Origin of the sequence: Streptomyces sp. NPDC004542 (assembly GCF_040610035.1) — a bacterium.
GTDB lineage: Bacteria > Actinomycetota > Actinomycetes > Streptomycetales > Streptomycetaceae > Streptomyces.
Window position 1 is genome coordinate 24,041 of the sequence record NZ_JBEXLP010000071.1, and the last position, 13,162, is coordinate 37,202.

Annotated in this window: 10 protein-coding genes and 1 pseudogene; 6 read left to right on the forward strand and 5 right to left on the reverse strand. The window is 75.1% G+C overall.

Features of this window, described 5'->3' with window-relative positions; translation table 11 throughout:
* Positions 1 to 26 precede the first annotated feature (26 nt).
* A pseudogene (locus tag ABZX30_RS28900) lies at positions 27 to 920 on the reverse strand (DMT family transporter); the annotation flags it as partial.
* Between ABZX30_RS28900 and ABZX30_RS28905 the strand changes: the two are divergent.
* The 3 genes from ABZX30_RS28905 (at position 911) to ABZX30_RS28915 (ending at position 5,721) form a co-directional block, all read left to right on the forward strand.
* Positions 911 to 2,341: a PLP-dependent aminotransferase family protein gene (locus tag ABZX30_RS28905; RefSeq protein WP_355938503.1), complete on the forward strand. Its 1,431-nt coding sequence runs from the start codon at positions 911 to 913 to the stop codon at positions 2,339 to 2,341. The pseudogene ABZX30_RS28900 and the gene ABZX30_RS28905 sit on opposite strands and share 10 nt — an antisense overlap.
* Before the next feature lie 169 nt (positions 2,342 to 2,510).
* Positions 2,511 to 4,094: an alkaline phosphatase D family protein gene (locus ABZX30_RS28910; protein WP_355938504.1), complete on the forward strand. Its 1,584-nt coding sequence runs from the start codon at positions 2,511 to 2,513 to the stop codon at positions 4,092 to 4,094.
* A gap of 178 nt (positions 4,095 to 4,272) precedes the next feature.
* The gene (locus ABZX30_RS28915; protein ID WP_355938506.1) at positions 4,273 to 5,721 is read left to right on the forward strand and encodes a GNAT family N-acetyltransferase; all 1,449 of its coding nucleotides are present in this window, start codon (positions 4,273 to 4,275) and stop codon (positions 5,719 to 5,721) included.
* Between the two features lie 60 nt (positions 5,722 to 5,781).
* Here ABZX30_RS28915 and ABZX30_RS28920 read toward each other — a convergent pair whose 3' ends face one another.
* Entirely contained in the window at positions 5,782 to 6,987 is a 1,206-nt protein-coding gene (locus ABZX30_RS28920; RefSeq protein ID WP_355938508.1) for a PLP-dependent transferase, read from the reverse strand.
* A gap of 60 nt (positions 6,988 to 7,047) precedes the next feature.
* Between ABZX30_RS28920 and ABZX30_RS28925 the strand changes: the two genes are divergently transcribed.
* Together ABZX30_RS28925 and ABZX30_RS28930 are read left to right on the forward strand one after the other, a co-directional pair.
* Positions 7,048 to 7,542: an Lrp/AsnC family transcriptional regulator gene (locus ABZX30_RS28925; protein WP_355938510.1), complete on the forward strand. Its 495-nt coding sequence runs from the start codon at positions 7,048 to 7,050 to the stop codon at positions 7,540 to 7,542.
* Positions 7,543 to 7,574: 32 nt separating this feature from the next.
* Positions 7,575 to 9,266 carry a DUF885 domain-containing protein gene (locus ABZX30_RS28930; RefSeq protein WP_355938512.1) on the forward strand — a complete coding sequence of 564 codons (1,692 nt, stop codon included), beginning with the start codon at positions 7,575 to 7,577 and terminating at the stop codon, positions 9,264 to 9,266.
* Between the two features lie 37 nt (positions 9,267 to 9,303).
* On the opposite strand, the gene ABZX30_RS28935 is transcribed toward ABZX30_RS28930, so the two are convergent.
* Both ABZX30_RS28935 and ABZX30_RS28940 read right to left on the reverse strand, forming a co-directional pair.
* Complete coding sequence (locus ABZX30_RS28935) at positions 9,304 to 9,825, reverse strand: immunity 21 family protein (RefSeq protein WP_355938514.1); 522 nt, start codon at positions 9,823 to 9,825, stop codon at positions 9,304 to 9,306.
* Positions 9,826 to 9,836: 11 nt separating this feature from the next.
* On the reverse strand, positions 9,837 to 10,310 hold the full coding sequence (locus ABZX30_RS28940) for a rhodanese-like domain-containing protein (RefSeq protein ID WP_355938516.1): 474 nt from the start codon (positions 10,308 to 10,310) through the stop codon (positions 9,837 to 9,839).
* A 93-nt stretch (positions 10,311 to 10,403) separates the two neighbouring features.
* On the opposite strand from ABZX30_RS28940, the gene ABZX30_RS28945 reads away from it, so the two are divergent.
* Positions 10,404 to 10,850, forward strand: coding sequence for an Lrp/AsnC family transcriptional regulator (locus ABZX30_RS28945; protein WP_355938518.1), 447 nt, complete (start codon positions 10,404 to 10,406; stop codon positions 10,848 to 10,850).
* Positions 10,851 to 10,852: 2 nt separating this feature from the next.
* Here ABZX30_RS28945 and ABZX30_RS28950 read toward each other — a convergent pair.
* Positions 10,853 to 13,162 (reverse strand): SbcC/MukB-like Walker B domain-containing protein (locus tag ABZX30_RS28950; RefSeq protein ID WP_355938520.1); only part of this gene is annotated, 2,310 nt, incomplete at its 5' end.

The following is a 13,162-nucleotide window of genomic DNA, read 5'->3' on the forward strand; positions in this document are numbered from 1 at the left end:
AACACCCCGGAGCCCAGGGCGACCCCGGCGCCCACGAGGGCGCTGCCCGCGGCCTGGGCGAACCCGTAGGAGCCCGCGCCGACGAGCGGCGCGGTGCAGGCCGCGGCCACCGGGATGAGCCCGGAGAACAGCGTGGCCCGCTCCGCGCCGATCCGTTGCATGCCCATGTACCAGCACACGAAGCCCACGACCGTGACGACCGCCGCCTGCCACAGCAGCGCGGCGGCCTCCGTGCCGTCGGGGCGGCGCAGCCAGCCGCCGCCGTCGAGGACGAGCCCGGCCACGGCCGACTCGACGGCCGCCACGCCGCACACCGTGGCGGACAGCAGCCGCGGTCCGAGCGGCCGCAGGACGGGCACGGCGAGCACGGCGAAACCCACCTCGCCGGCCAGGGCGCAGACGGAGAACGCGATCCCGGCGCCGTCGGTACGCCCCCACCCCTGGACCGTGAACGCGCCGCCGGCGACGAGCAACGCGCCGTGCAGCACGGCTCGCCGGGGACGGCGCCCGTCGAGGACCGGCACGAGGACCGCCACCACCACGGGCGCGCAGCCCACGAAGACCCCCGGAACTGCCGGTTCCGCGGTGCGTTCGGCGGCGATGACGGCGAGGTTGAACCCGACCATGCCGACCGCCGACAGGAGCGCGAGGCGGGCCCACCGGCGGGGCGCGAGCGCGCGCAGCGGGGCGCGTCCGGTCCGGCCGGCGAGCGGGAGGAGCAGCACGCAGGCCAGGGCGTAGCGGAGGAACTGGCCGCCCGCACAGGGATAGTCGCCGAGGACGCTGTTGGCGGTGAAGGAGCAGCCGACGAGGACGCAGGCGAGCGCGGCGAGCAGGGCGCCGCGGGTGCTGGTGGCGTTCATGACGGCGACGCTAGGAGACCCCGCGGTCCGGTTTAAGGTCCAGTTCCATGACGCCATCGGGGACCAATCCGCGCGGGCTCGTCGGCTCCGCCGCGTGGGAGCTGCTGCTGCCGGCCGCCTCGGCACCGGCACGCGCGCGTGGCCGCTCGCTCCAGGCTGCGCTGCGCGAGGCGATCCGCTCGGGCCGCCTGGCGGCGGGCACGCGGCTGCCGTCGAGCCGGGACCTCGCGGCCGACCTCGGGGTGTCGCGGGGGCTGGTGACGGAGGCGTACGAGCAGCTGGCCGCCGAGGGTTACCTGCGCAGCGGCAGGGGCGCCGGGACCTGGGTGGGCGAGGCCGTGCGGGCCGCCGCGCCCCGCGCGCGTGACCTGGCGCCGCGCTTCCCGGACGGGCGGGTGGACTTCGTCCCCGGGACGCCGGATCTGTCGTTGTTCCCGCGTGCCGCCTGGGCCGCCGCGCAGCGCGCCGTCCTGGCCGAGCTGCCGCACCGCGACCTCGGCTACCCCGACCCGCGCGGGCTGCCCCGGCTGCGCACGGCTCTCGCCGAGCTGTTGGCCCGCCGCCGCGGCGTGGTCGCCCACCCGGAGCGGATCGTGGTGGTCTCCGGCGTCGCCCAGGCCACCGCCCTGCTCGGTGCCACGCTCCACGCGCGCGGGATGCGCTCGGTCGGCGTGGAGGACCCCGGCAGCCCGCAGCACGACGCCCTGTACGCCTCGGCCGGCCTGGACACCGTGCCGCTGCCCCTGGACGCCGAGGGTCTCGCGGTCGGTCCGCTGGGCGCCTCGGGCGTACGGGCCGTGACGACCACGCCCGCCCACCAGTTCCCCACCGGAATCGCCTACTCCGCCCGGCGCCGGGCCGAACTGCTCGACTGGGCGCGGTCCGTGGACGGTGTCGTCCTGGAGGACGACTACGACGGCGACTTCCGTTACGACCGGGCTCCCGTGGGCGCCCTCCAGGGACTCGACCCCGACCGGGTGGCCTACACCGGATCGGCCAGCAAGTCCCTCGCTCCCGGACTGCGGCTGGGCTGGCTGCTGGTGCCCCCGTGGCTGGCGGGCGACCTGGTGGAACGCAAACGGACCATGGACCTGGGCCACCCCGTCCTCGACCAGGCGCTGTTCGCCCGGTTCCTGGAACGCGGTGACTACGACCGCCAGCTGCGCCGCTGCCAGCGCGCCTACCGCGAGCGGCGCGACGCCCTGGTCGCCGCGCTGGCGGAGCACGTCCCGGACGCACGGGTCTCTGGGATCGCCGCGGGCCTGCACGCCATCGCCGAACTGCCCGGACGGTACGGGCCCGAGGAGCTGTGCACCGGGCGGCTCGCCGCGGCCGGTGTCGCGGTGCGCCCGCTGAGCGCCCGCACGCACGCGCCCGCCGCCGGCCGCGGGGTGCGCCTGGTCCTCGGGTACGCCCATCTGTCCCCGGCGCGGATCCGCGAGGGCGTGCGGCTGATGGCCGAGGCCCTCGCCGGCTGACGGCCGCGGAAACGGGGTCACGACAGCACGCGCGGACGGGTGGTGGAGACGGGCGCCCTTTCTCCGCCGCTCGCGGCCGGTTGTTCACTCGCGGTTTCCGCGCACGCCGCGGCGCACCAGTAGGTGTGGCTGTGCACACTGGCCGGATCCCCTCTCTGGAGGCCCCTCCATGTCCCACCGCCCCTTCCCCGGCCGCCGCAGCGTCCTGCGCGGCTCCCTCGCCGCGTCGGCGGCCCTGACCCTGCCCACCGCCGTCGGCGCCGCACCGGCCTTCGCCCGGTCCGGGCGGCCCGAGGCGGACTGGGGCGTGCAGGCGGGCGACGTCACCTCCGACTCCGGGCTGGTGTGGGTGCGCTCGGACCGGCCGGCCCGCATGATCGTCGAGACGTCGGCCACCGAGTCCTTCCGCGACCCCCGCCGATGGCACGGCCCGCTGCTCGGCGCCGGCAGCGACTTCACCGGCACCACCCGGCTGCGCGGGCTGCCGTCCGGCGAGCAGATCCACTACCGCGTGCTGCTCGCCGACCCGGACGACCCGCGGCGCACCGGCGCGCCGGTCACCGGCACCTTCCGCACCGCCCCCGCCCGGCGGCGCCAGGGCGTGCGCTTCGTCTGGTCCGGGGACCTGGCCGGACAGGGCTGGGGCATCAACGAGTCGATCGGCGGCTACCGGATCTTCGACGCCATGGCGAAGCTGGACCCGGACTTCTTCCTGTGCAGCGGCGACAACATCTACGCCGACGGCGTGATCCCGTCGGCCCAGGCCCTGCCCGACGGCAGCGCGTACCGCAATGTGACGACCGAGGAGAAGTCGCACGTCGCCGTCACGCTGGCCGACTTCCGGGGCAACTTCCGCTACAACCTGCTGGACGCGGCGCTGCGCCGGTTCAACGCGCAGGTGCCCAATGTCATCCAGTGGGACGACCACGAGGTCCGCAATAACTGGTACCCGGGCGAGGTCATCGGCACCGGCACCCCCTACCCGGCCGGCACGGAGCTCGACGACCTGGCGCTGCGCTCGCGGCAGGCCTTCTCCGAGTACTTCCCCATCTCCACGGTCAGCGGGCGCCCGGACGGCCGGATCTACCGCGTCCACCACCACGGTCCGCTGCTGGACGTGTTCGTGCTCGACATGCGCACGTACCGCGACGCCAACTCGCCCGACGACCAGACCTCGAACCCGCAGGGCATCCTCGGCCGTGAGCAGCTGGAGTGGCTCAAGCGCGAACTCGGCCGGTCGCGCGCGGTGTGGAAGGTCATCGCGGCGGACATGCCGCTCGGCCTGGTCGTGCCCGACGGGGTCGAGGGCAGGGCGAACTTCGAGGCCGTCGCGCAGGGCGACCCGGGGGCGCCGCTCGGCCGCGAGCTGCAGATCGCCGAGCTGCTGCGGTTCGTCAAGCACCGGCGGATCACCGGCACGCTGTGGCTGACCGCCGACGTCCACCACACCTCGGCCCAGCACTACGACCCGTCGCGGGCCGCGTTCAAGGACTTCGAACCGTTCTGGGAGTTCGTCTCCGGCCCGCTCAACGCCGGCGCCTTCCCGGCCGGCGCGCTCGACGGCACGTTCGGTCCCGACCGGGTGTTCGTCAAGGCGCCGACCGCGTCGAACGTGTCGCCGGCCGAGGGCTACCAGTTCTTCGGAGAGGTCGACATCGACGGTGACAGCGGGGAGTTGACGGTCCGGCTGCGCGAGCAGGACGGCACCGTGCTCTTCACCCAGATGCTGCGGCCGGGCCGGGTCGGCCAGTAACTCCCGTACGCTCTGGTCCTGTGCCGCGCACCGGAGTCATCCCCCGGTGCGCGGCACACCGGGGGACGACACGCCGATCCGAAGTGGTATAAAGACCAACAAAACGGACGGAGCATGCTTTACCCATCGGTCACAATGCGTTCGTGATCAGGCAACACCGTTCCTTCACAGTGGCCGCATGACTCGAGACATGTCCGATGTGACGCGTGCGAAGGACGGACGTCCGGTGCACCACTGGCGGCGGGACCTCGTCGAACTCGCCGCCCTGTTCACGGCCGTGGCGGTGGCGGACGTGGCGGCCAACCTGGTCGGGCACGGACCGGACGGCCCGGCGCTGCTGGTGATCTCGGCGGTCGCGCTGGCCGCGACCGCGGGGTTCCACACCTGGTGGGCACGGCACCACGGGCACGCACCGCCGGCCGGTGATACCGGTGCCCGGCCGTCCGCACAGGTGCGGCAGGCCGGGCCGTCCGCCGAGCCCGCGGCCTCGCCCGGGGCGAGCACGCTGTGGCGGATGCGGACGACGGTGAAGGACGAACCGGGGTCGCTGGCCCGGCTGTGCACCGCGCTGGCCGGACAGCGGGTCGACATCCTGAGCCTGCAGACCCATCCGCTGGCCGAGGGCACGGTGGACGAGTTCCTGCTGCGGGCCCCCGGCGAGCTCGTGGCGGCGGAGCTCGGCCGGGCGGTCGCGCTGGCCGGGGGCATGAGCACCTGGATCGAGCGGGCGGACGCGCACGACCTGGTGGACGCGCCGACCCGGGTACTCGGCCTCGCGGCCCGCACCGCGCTGGACGCGGCGGAACTGCCGCTGGCGCTCAGGCAGTTGCTGGGTCGGTGCACCATCCGCTCGCTGCCCGCCACCCCGGTCGGCGCAGCGCGCGGCCCGCAGGCCGCACCGGTCGAGGGGGTGCTCGAGGAGACCGTGATGCGGTTGCGGGCGCCGGAAGGCGGAGTGATCACCGTGGAGCGGCCGTACCTGCCGTTCACCCCGACGGAGTTCGCGCGGGCACGGGCGCTGGTGGAGCTGGACGCCCGGCTCGGTCCGCGGATCCCGCGCGGCGAGGACGTGCTGACGCTGCCCGAGGGCAACGCCATCACCGTGCGCCGGGCCGACACCCGCGACCTGAAGGCGGCGAAGGCGATGCACGAGCGCTGCTCGGCCCGGACCCTCGGCATGCGGTACCACGGTCCGGTCGGTGACGCCGACCGCTATCTCAACCACCTGCTCAGTCCCCGCTTCGGGCGGACCCTGGCCGTGCAGACCGCGTCCGGCCGTGTGGTCGGCCTCGGCCACCTGCTGTGGGACGGCGACGAGACCGAGGTCGCGCTGCTCGTCGAGGACGAGTGGCAGCGGCGCGGCATCGGCGGTGAACTGCTGGGGCGGCTGGTGGCGATGGCGGTCGAGGCGGGCTGCGCGAGTGTGTACGCGGTGACGCAGGCCTCCAACACCGGCATGGTGGCCGCGATGCGCGCACTGGGCCTCCCGCTCGACTACCAGATCGAGGAGGGCACGCTCGTCATCACCGCCAGGCTGGACGCCACCCCGGTCGTCTCACGCCTGCCGTACGAGGACGAGGCCGAGGCCGCACCGCGGCCGTCCAGCGGGCTCACCGGCCGGAGCTGACGCCCGGCCGCCCGGTGTGCCGCACGGCCCGTACCGCCGGGCCGTGCGGCGGCGCGCGGTTCAGCCCACCGCCTGCCGGTGCCCCGCGGGAGCCCGGTCGCCCGTCCGTTCTCCCAGGGCCCGGTCCAGGTCCGCCCACAGGTCCTCGACGTCCTCCAGGCCCACCGACAGCCGCAGCAGCCGGTCGCCGACACCCGCGCCCCGCCGGTCCCCGGCGTCGACGATGCGGTGGCTGATGGACGCCGGGTGCTGGATGAGGGTGTCGACGCTGCCCAGGCTCACGGCGGGCGTGATCAGCCGTACCCGGGCGATGACCTCGTGCGGGTCGCCGTGCACCTCGAACGCGATCATCGCGCCGCCCAGCCGCGGGTAGCGGACCCGGGCCACCCGCGGATCGGCCGTGAGGCGGCGGACCAGCTCGGCGGCGTTCGCGGACGCGGCCCGCACCCGCACGGGCAGTGTCGACAGCCCCCTCAGCAGCAGGTAGCCGGCCAGCGGGTGCAGGACGCCGCCGGTGGCGAACCGGACCTGCCGCAGCCGGCGCGCGAACTCCTCGTCGCAGGCCACCACGCCCGCCAGCACGTCACCGTGTCCGCCGAGGTACTTGGTGGCGCTGTGCAGCACCAGCCGGGCACCCTGTTCGGCCGGACGCTGGAGCACGGGCGTGGCGAAGGTGTTGTCGGCCAGCAGCGGCACACTGCCGCAGGCGTGGGCGATCGCGCGCAGGTCGAGCTCGGCGAGGGTGGGGTTGGCCGGTGACTCGACCATCACCAGCCCGGTGTCGGGGCGCAGCGCGTCGGTGATCCCGGCCGGGTCGGTCCAGGTCACCTCCGTGCCGAGCAGGCCGGCGGTCAGCAGGTGGTCGCTGCAGCCGTAGAGGGGGCGCACGGCGACGACGTGCCGCAGGCCCGTGGCGCCGCGGGCGAGCAGGACGGCACTGAGCGCGGCCATGCCGCTGGCGAAGGCGACCGCGGCCTCGGTGCCCTCGAGCCGGGCCAGGGCGGTCTCGAACCGGGCCACGGTCGGGTTGCCGAGCCGCCCGTAGACCGGGGGGCCGACGGGCTCGGCGCCGTCGGTGGCGAAGGCGTCGATGCGGGCGGCCTCGGCACGGCTGTCGTAGGACGGGTAGGTGGTGGACAGGTCGATCGGCGGGGCGTGCAGCCCCTGCCGGGCGAGGTCGTCACGGCCGGCGTGCACGGCTTCGGTGGCGAACGCTCGTGACGCGGGGCGCGCGTCGTCGTGTGCACGGATGCTCGCTGAGTCCATGGGCGGAAGGGTGAACACCGGACGGCACCCCGAGGGCACACTCCGTGCTACGTTCGGGCCATGGCCGAATCCATCGTACTGGATCCGGTGGACCTGCATCTGCTGCGGCTGCTGCAGAACGACGCCCGGACCACCTACCGCGATCTCGCCGCGCAGGTCGGGGTCGCGCCCTCGACCTGTCTGGACCGGGTGACCAGGCTGCGCCGCTCGGGCGTGATCCTCGGCCATCAGCTGCGGCTCGATCCGGTGAAGCTCGGGCGCGGACTCGAGGCACTGCTGTCGGTACAGGTCAGGCCGCACCGGCGGGAGCTGGTGGGACCGTTCGTGGAGCGGATCCGGGCGCTGCCGGAGTCGCGGACGGTGTTCCACCTGACGGGGCCGGACGACTATCTGGTGCACGTCGCGGTCGCGGACATGGCGGACCTGCAGCGGCTGGTCCTCGACGAGTTCACGGCCCGGCGCGAAGTGGCGCGGGTGGAGACCCGGTTGATCTTCCAGCAGTGGGACTGCGGACCGCTGCTGCCCCCTGGCACGCCGACAGCGGAATCGGGGTGACGCCGGCACCGGCCCGTACGAGGATGGGCGGCATGTCTGACACGAAGAGCCCACTGCCCCGCGAGGTCGCCGACGCCTATGTCGACGAGCTCATCGCCCTCGACCCGGTGACCGGTACCTACCTCGGCGTCAGGGAGAGTTCGAGCAGGCTGCCGGACCTGTCCCCGGCGGGCCAGGAGGCCCTGGCGGAGCTGGCGCGGGCCACACTGGCGAGGCTCGACGAGGCCGAGTCCCGGCCGGGTGCGGACAGCGACCGGGAGCGCCGCTGCGGGCGGCTGCTGCGGGAGCGGCTCACCGCCGGGCTCGCGGTGCACGAGGCCGGGGAGGGCCTGCGCAGGGTCGGCAACATGGCTACGCCCGTGCATGCGGTGCGGACCGTGTTCACCGTGACGCCGGCGCAGACCGAGGAGGACTGGGCGGCGATCGCCCAGCGGCTGCGCGCGGTGCCGGCCGCGCTGGCGGGGTACCGCGAGTCCCTGGCGCTCGGCCTGGAGCGCGGGCTGTACGCGGCGCCGCGGCCCACGGCCACGTTCGTCGAGCAGCTCACCGAGTGGTCGGACACGGACGGCAAGGGCCGCGGCTGGTACGAGGACTTCGCCGCGGCGGGCCCCGAAGCGCTGCGCACGGAGCTGGACGAGGCCGCCCGCACGGCGACGGCGGCCGTGGTCGAGCTGCGGGACTGGATGCGGGACGTGTACGCGCCGGCCGTCGAGAGCGCCCCGGACACGGTGGGCCGCGAGCGCTACGCCCGCTGGGCGCGCTACTACAACGGCACCGACCTCGACCTGGACGAGGCGTACGCGTACGGCTGGGCCGAGTTCCACCGCATCCTCGGCGAGATGCGGCAGGAGGCCGAGAAGATCCTGCCCGGCGCCGGGACGCCCTGGGTGGCGCTGGCGCACCTCGACGAGCACGGCCGGCACGTCGAGGGCGTCGACGAGGTCCGCGACTGGCTGCAGGGCCTGATGGACCGCGCGATCGGGGAACTGGACGGCACCCACTTCGACCTCGCCGAACGGGTGCGGAAGGTGGAGACGTGCATCGCGCCGCCCGGCAGTGCGGCGGCCCCGTACTACACGGCCCCGTCCCAGGACTTCACGCGCCCCGGCCGGACCTGGCTGCCGACGATGGGCCAGACCCGGTTCCCGGTCTACGACCTGGTCTCGACCTGGTACCACGAGGGCGTCCCGGGCCACCACCTCCAGCTCGCGCAGTGGGCGCACGTGGCCGAGGACCTCTCCCGCTACCAGGCCTCCGTCGGCATGGTCAGCGCCAACGCGGAGGGCTGGGCGCTGTACGCGGAGCGGCTGATGGACGAGCTCGGCTACCTCTCCGGTCCCGAGGAGCGGCTGGGTTACCTCGACGCGCAGATGATGCGGGCCGCGCGGGTCGTCGTGGACATCGGCATGCACCTGGGGCTGGAGATCCCGCCGGACTCGCCGTTCCACCCCGGTGAGCGGTGGACGCCCCAGCTGGCCCAGGAGTTCTTCCTGCGGCACAGCAGCCGGCCGGCGGACTTCGTGGAGAGCGAGCTGACCCGCTACCTGACCATCCCCGGCCAGGCGATCGGCTACAAGCTGGGCGAACGGGCCTGGCTGCGGGGCCGCGCCAACGCCCGCGCGCGGCACGGCGACGCCTTCGACCTCAAGGCCTGGCACATGGCCGCCCTCTCCCAGGGCTCACTGGGTCTCGACGACCTGGTGGACGAACTGTCCCGGCTCTGACCCGCGTACGGCCGCGGCGGCGCGGGCGCCGTTCAGCTCACGTCGCCGGCCGCCGCAGCTGCACCAGCCCCAGCCCCAGCCAGGTCTCGGGGCCCGGCCGGGCGTAGGCGGCGCGGACCGAGTACCGGCCGGCCTCCAGCGGGACCCGCAGGTGTTCGGCCCGGTCCGTCCCCGCGCCCGGCCAGGCCGAGTCGAGGAGGAGGACCGGGCCGGGCACGTCCCACAGGACCTCGTGCTCCCGGACGGCCGCGTCGAGGGCGGCGGGGACACCGGCCGGCAGTTCCTCCTCGGAGTCCGCGGCACACCAGCGGACGAAGGTGCCGTGGCCGGGGAGGAAGGAGGTGGACGCCGGTTCGTCGCCGAGGACCAGGGCCGCGCTGTCGCCGACCGGGAGCAGACCGACGTACCCGTCGATCTCGCACGCCCGGTCGTAGTCCGTGGCCAGGTCCTCGCCGTCGGCGCCCGCCCAGAACGGCAGCACCGCCTCCGGAACCGCCACCAGCGGGCCGCCGCCCGATTCCCCCCACTCCACCGCGCCCGGATCCGCGTATCGCGCCATGGGCACAGAACCTAGCAGCCGCAGTTCCCCGCAACCGGTGCGGTCAGCGGGTCCGCGGCACGGCGCTCGCGTCCCCGCCGGGTCTCGAACTCGAAGCCCTCGCGCACCCAGTACTCGAACCCGCCGAGCATCTCTTTGACCTGGTAGCCGAGTTCGGCCAGCGCCAGGGCGGCGCGGGTGGCGCCGTTGCAGCCGGGGCCCCAGCAGTACGTCACCACCGGCACCGACCTGTCCAGGAGTTGCCCGGCCCGCTCGGGGACGAGCGCGGTGGGCAGGTGGACGGCGCCGGGGACGTGGCCCTGGTCCCAGGACTCGGTGGAGCGGGAGTCGAGGACGACGAAACCGGGGTCGCCGCCGGCGGCGAGCGCGGCGGCCACGTCGGAGACGTCGGCGTGGAAGGCGAGGGCGGCGCGGAAGTGAGCGGCGGCCGCGGCCGGGGCGACCGGGGCGACACGCAGGACGGGGTTCACGGAGGTGGTGGTCATGACGGGAATCTACGGCCGCCGGTCCTCGTCCTGAAGTGAGGATCCACGGTCCGTCCCTTGATCAGCCGGGGTTTTCCCTGCTATCCATCCGGGATGACCGTGTATTCCCCGGACGCCACCGACTGGCGCCTTCTCGAGGTCCTCCAGCGGGACGGACGCGCCAGTTACGCGGAGCTGGCCCGCGCCGTCTCGATGTCGCCGAGCGCGGTCACCGAGCGGGTGCGCCGGCTGGAGGAGGCGGGCGTCATCAAGGGGTACGCGGCCGTCGTCGACCCCGAGCGTCTCGGCCTGGCGATCCTGGCGTTCGTGCGACTGCGCTACCCCCACGCCAACTACAAGCCGTTCCACGACCTGGTCGCCGCGACGCCCGAGATCCTGGAGGCGCACCACGTCACGGGCGACGACTGCTTCGTCATCAAGGTCGCCGCGCGGTCCATGTCCCATCTGGAAGGGATCTCGGGCCGGATCGGCGCGCTGGGATCGGTGACCACCAGCGTCGTGTACTCCTCGCCCCTGCCCAGGCGTCCGCTCGGCCGCTGACCTCAGCGCACGCCCCGCTGCCGCAGCACCGATCCCGTCCGGTCCTTGACGACCTCCAGCTGCGCGTGGATCCGGCGGCGCAGGTCGGCGACGTGGCTGACGATGCCGACGCTGCGGTCCCGCTCCCGGAGCGAGTCGAGGACGTCGAGGACCTCGTCGAGGGTCTGGTCGTCGAGGCTGCCGAAGCCCTCGTCGATGAAGAGCGTGTCCAGCCGCACCCCGCCGGCCTCGTCGGTGACGACGTCCGCGAGGCCGAGGGCGAGCGCGAGGGAGGCGAAGAACGTCTCGCCGCCGGACAGCGTCGCCGTGTCCCGCTCGCGACCGGTCCAGGCGTCGACGACGTGCAGGCCGAGCCCGCTGCGCCCGCGCCCGCTGCGGTCGGCGGAGTGGACGAGCGTGTAGCGGCCCGAGGACATCCGCTGCAGGCGTACGGTGGCGGCGACGGCGACCTGTTCCAGACGGGCCGCGAGCACGTACGACTCCAGGCGCATCCGGCGTTCGTTGTCGGCGGAGGTCCCCGCGGTGAGGGCGGCCAGGCGGGCCACGCGCTCGTACTCCTCGCGCAGCGGCGCCAGGCGGCGTACGCCGTCGGCCGCGCGTGCGGAGAGCCGGTCCAGTTCGGCGCAGCAGCGGGCGGCGGCGTCGCACGCGGAGGCGGCCTCCCGCAGCCGCCGGGCCGCCCGCTGAGCGGCCTCCTGAGCCGCCGCGGGATCGGCGGGCGGCTGCTGGGCGGCGGCCACCGTGTCGGGCTCCGCCAGCACGGCGCGCACGGCGGCCTCCTCGGACTGCCGGGCGTCCAGGCGGTGTTGCAGTTCCCGGTGGGCCGCGTCGTCGAGCAGCGCGGCGGCCGCGGCCTGCGGGGTGTCGAAACCGGCGCGGTAGGCGGCGTCGGCGAGCCGGGCGTCGGCGTCCTTGAGGCGCTGGGCGGCGTCCTCGGCGGCGCGCGCGGTGTCGGCGGCGTCGGTGAGCAGCGCGACCCGGCGCTCCAGCTGGGCGGCCCGGGCGCCCACGCTGCCGGCGCCGCCCCGGGCCTTGGCCAGTTCCTCTTCCAGCACGGCCCGTTCGCGGTCGAGGGCCTCGCGGCGGGTGAGGTGTTCCACAGCACGTACCCTGGCCTGCTGCCGGTCGGTCAGGCGGCGCTCGCGCTCCTGCTCCGCCAGCCGCAGCTCCTCGTGCGCCGCGTGCAGGGCGGAGGCGGCCCGCCGGGCCCGCGTGTACTCCTGCTCCAGTTCGTCGGCCTGGTCGGCCAGCCGGGCGGTGGGGGTGTCGCCCGCCTCGGCGGTGGCGGCGGCCAGCGCCTCCCGTACGAGGCCCAGGTGCCGTTCGTCGTCGGCGCGCTGTGCGTCGGCCAGCTGGTAGGCGGCCAGCGCCCGCTCCTCCGCCTCACGGTCGACGTGACCGGCGAACTTCCGTGCCGGCGCCGGGTGTTCGGTGGCGCCGCAGACGGCGCAGGGCTCTCCGTCGATCAGACCGGCGGCCAGTTCGGCGGCGATGCCGTTCAGCCGCTGTTCCTTGAGGTCGAGCCAGTGCGCCCGTGCTTCGAGGGCCAGCGTCCCGGCGGCGAGGGCCGTGCGGCGCGCCGCGTCCGCGTCCCGGCCCAGCTCGTCCCGCAGCCGGGCCGCCTCCAGCCGCCGGCGCGCGGGTTCGCGCTGTACGGCGAGTTGTTCGGCGCGGGTCGCGGCCTCCTGCGCGGAGTCGATCCGGACCTGCAGGCCCGCGCGGGTGGCGTCCCAGTCGGCGAGCCAGCCCTCGGCCTCGCGCAGGACGTCCTCGTCGTCCCGGTCCTGCCGGTCCAGGCGGCCGCGCTCTTCGACGACCTCGGCGAGTCTGCGCTCGGCCCGGCGCGCGGACTGCAGACCGCCCAGTTCCTCGGCCGTCCGGCGGGCGGCGGCCGCGAGCCCCGCCGCGCCCGCGTCCGCGAAGGTCTCCGGCAGCAGCGCACGCGCCCGTGCCTCGGCGGCGGCCGCCCGGCGGTGCCCGGCCTCGGCCGCGTCCCGCAGCTCCAGCGCCGGCGCCACCGCCTCCGCCTTCCGCGCCCGCTCCATCCGCTCCCGGTCCTCGCGATGGGCCGCGGCCCGCTCCTCCAGCCGCGCGGCCCGCTGCCGGGCCTCGGCGAACCGGCCCTGAAGCCGCGCCAGTTCGCGTACGCCGGCCAGCGCGTGGTCGGCGGCGGCCTGCGCGGACTCGGCCGCGCTGAGGCGGCAGCGGGCGAGGGCGAGCCGTTCGCGGGCGGGTAGGTTGAGCGCGGCGGCGATGGTGGCGGCCTCGGCCTCGGCGGCGTATCCGCCCTTGGTGAGGAACTCCGTCTCCTG

Coding starts and splice junctions, on each gene's coding strand:
- ABZX30_RS28905 (WP_355938503.1), top strand. CDS start 911: ATGACGCCATCGGGGACCAATCCGCGCGGGCTCGTCGGCTCCGCCGCG.
- ABZX30_RS28910 (WP_355938504.1), top strand. CDS start 2,511: ATGTCCCACCGCCCCTTCCCCGGCCGCCGCAGCGTCCTGCGCGGCTCC.
- ABZX30_RS28915 (WP_355938506.1), top strand. CDS start 4,273: ATGACTCGAGACATGTCCGATGTGACGCGTGCGAAGGACGGACGTCCG.
- ABZX30_RS28920 (WP_355938508.1), bottom strand. CDS start 6,987: ATGGACTCAGCGAGCATCCGTGCACACGACGACGCGCGCCCCGCGTCA.
- ABZX30_RS28925 (WP_355938510.1), top strand. CDS start 7,048: ATGGCCGAATCCATCGTACTGGATCCGGTGGACCTGCATCTGCTGCGG.
- ABZX30_RS28930 (WP_355938512.1), top strand. CDS start 7,575: ATGTCTGACACGAAGAGCCCACTGCCCCGCGAGGTCGCCGACGCCTAT.
- ABZX30_RS28935 (WP_355938514.1), bottom strand. CDS start 9,825: ATGGCGCGATACGCGGATCCGGGCGCGGTGGAGTGGGGGGAATCGGGC.
- ABZX30_RS28940 (WP_355938516.1), bottom strand. CDS start 10,310: ATGACCACCACCTCCGTGAACCCCGTCCTGCGTGTCGCCCCGGTCGCC.
- ABZX30_RS28945 (WP_355938518.1), top strand. CDS start 10,404: ATGACCGTGTATTCCCCGGACGCCACCGACTGGCGCCTTCTCGAGGTC.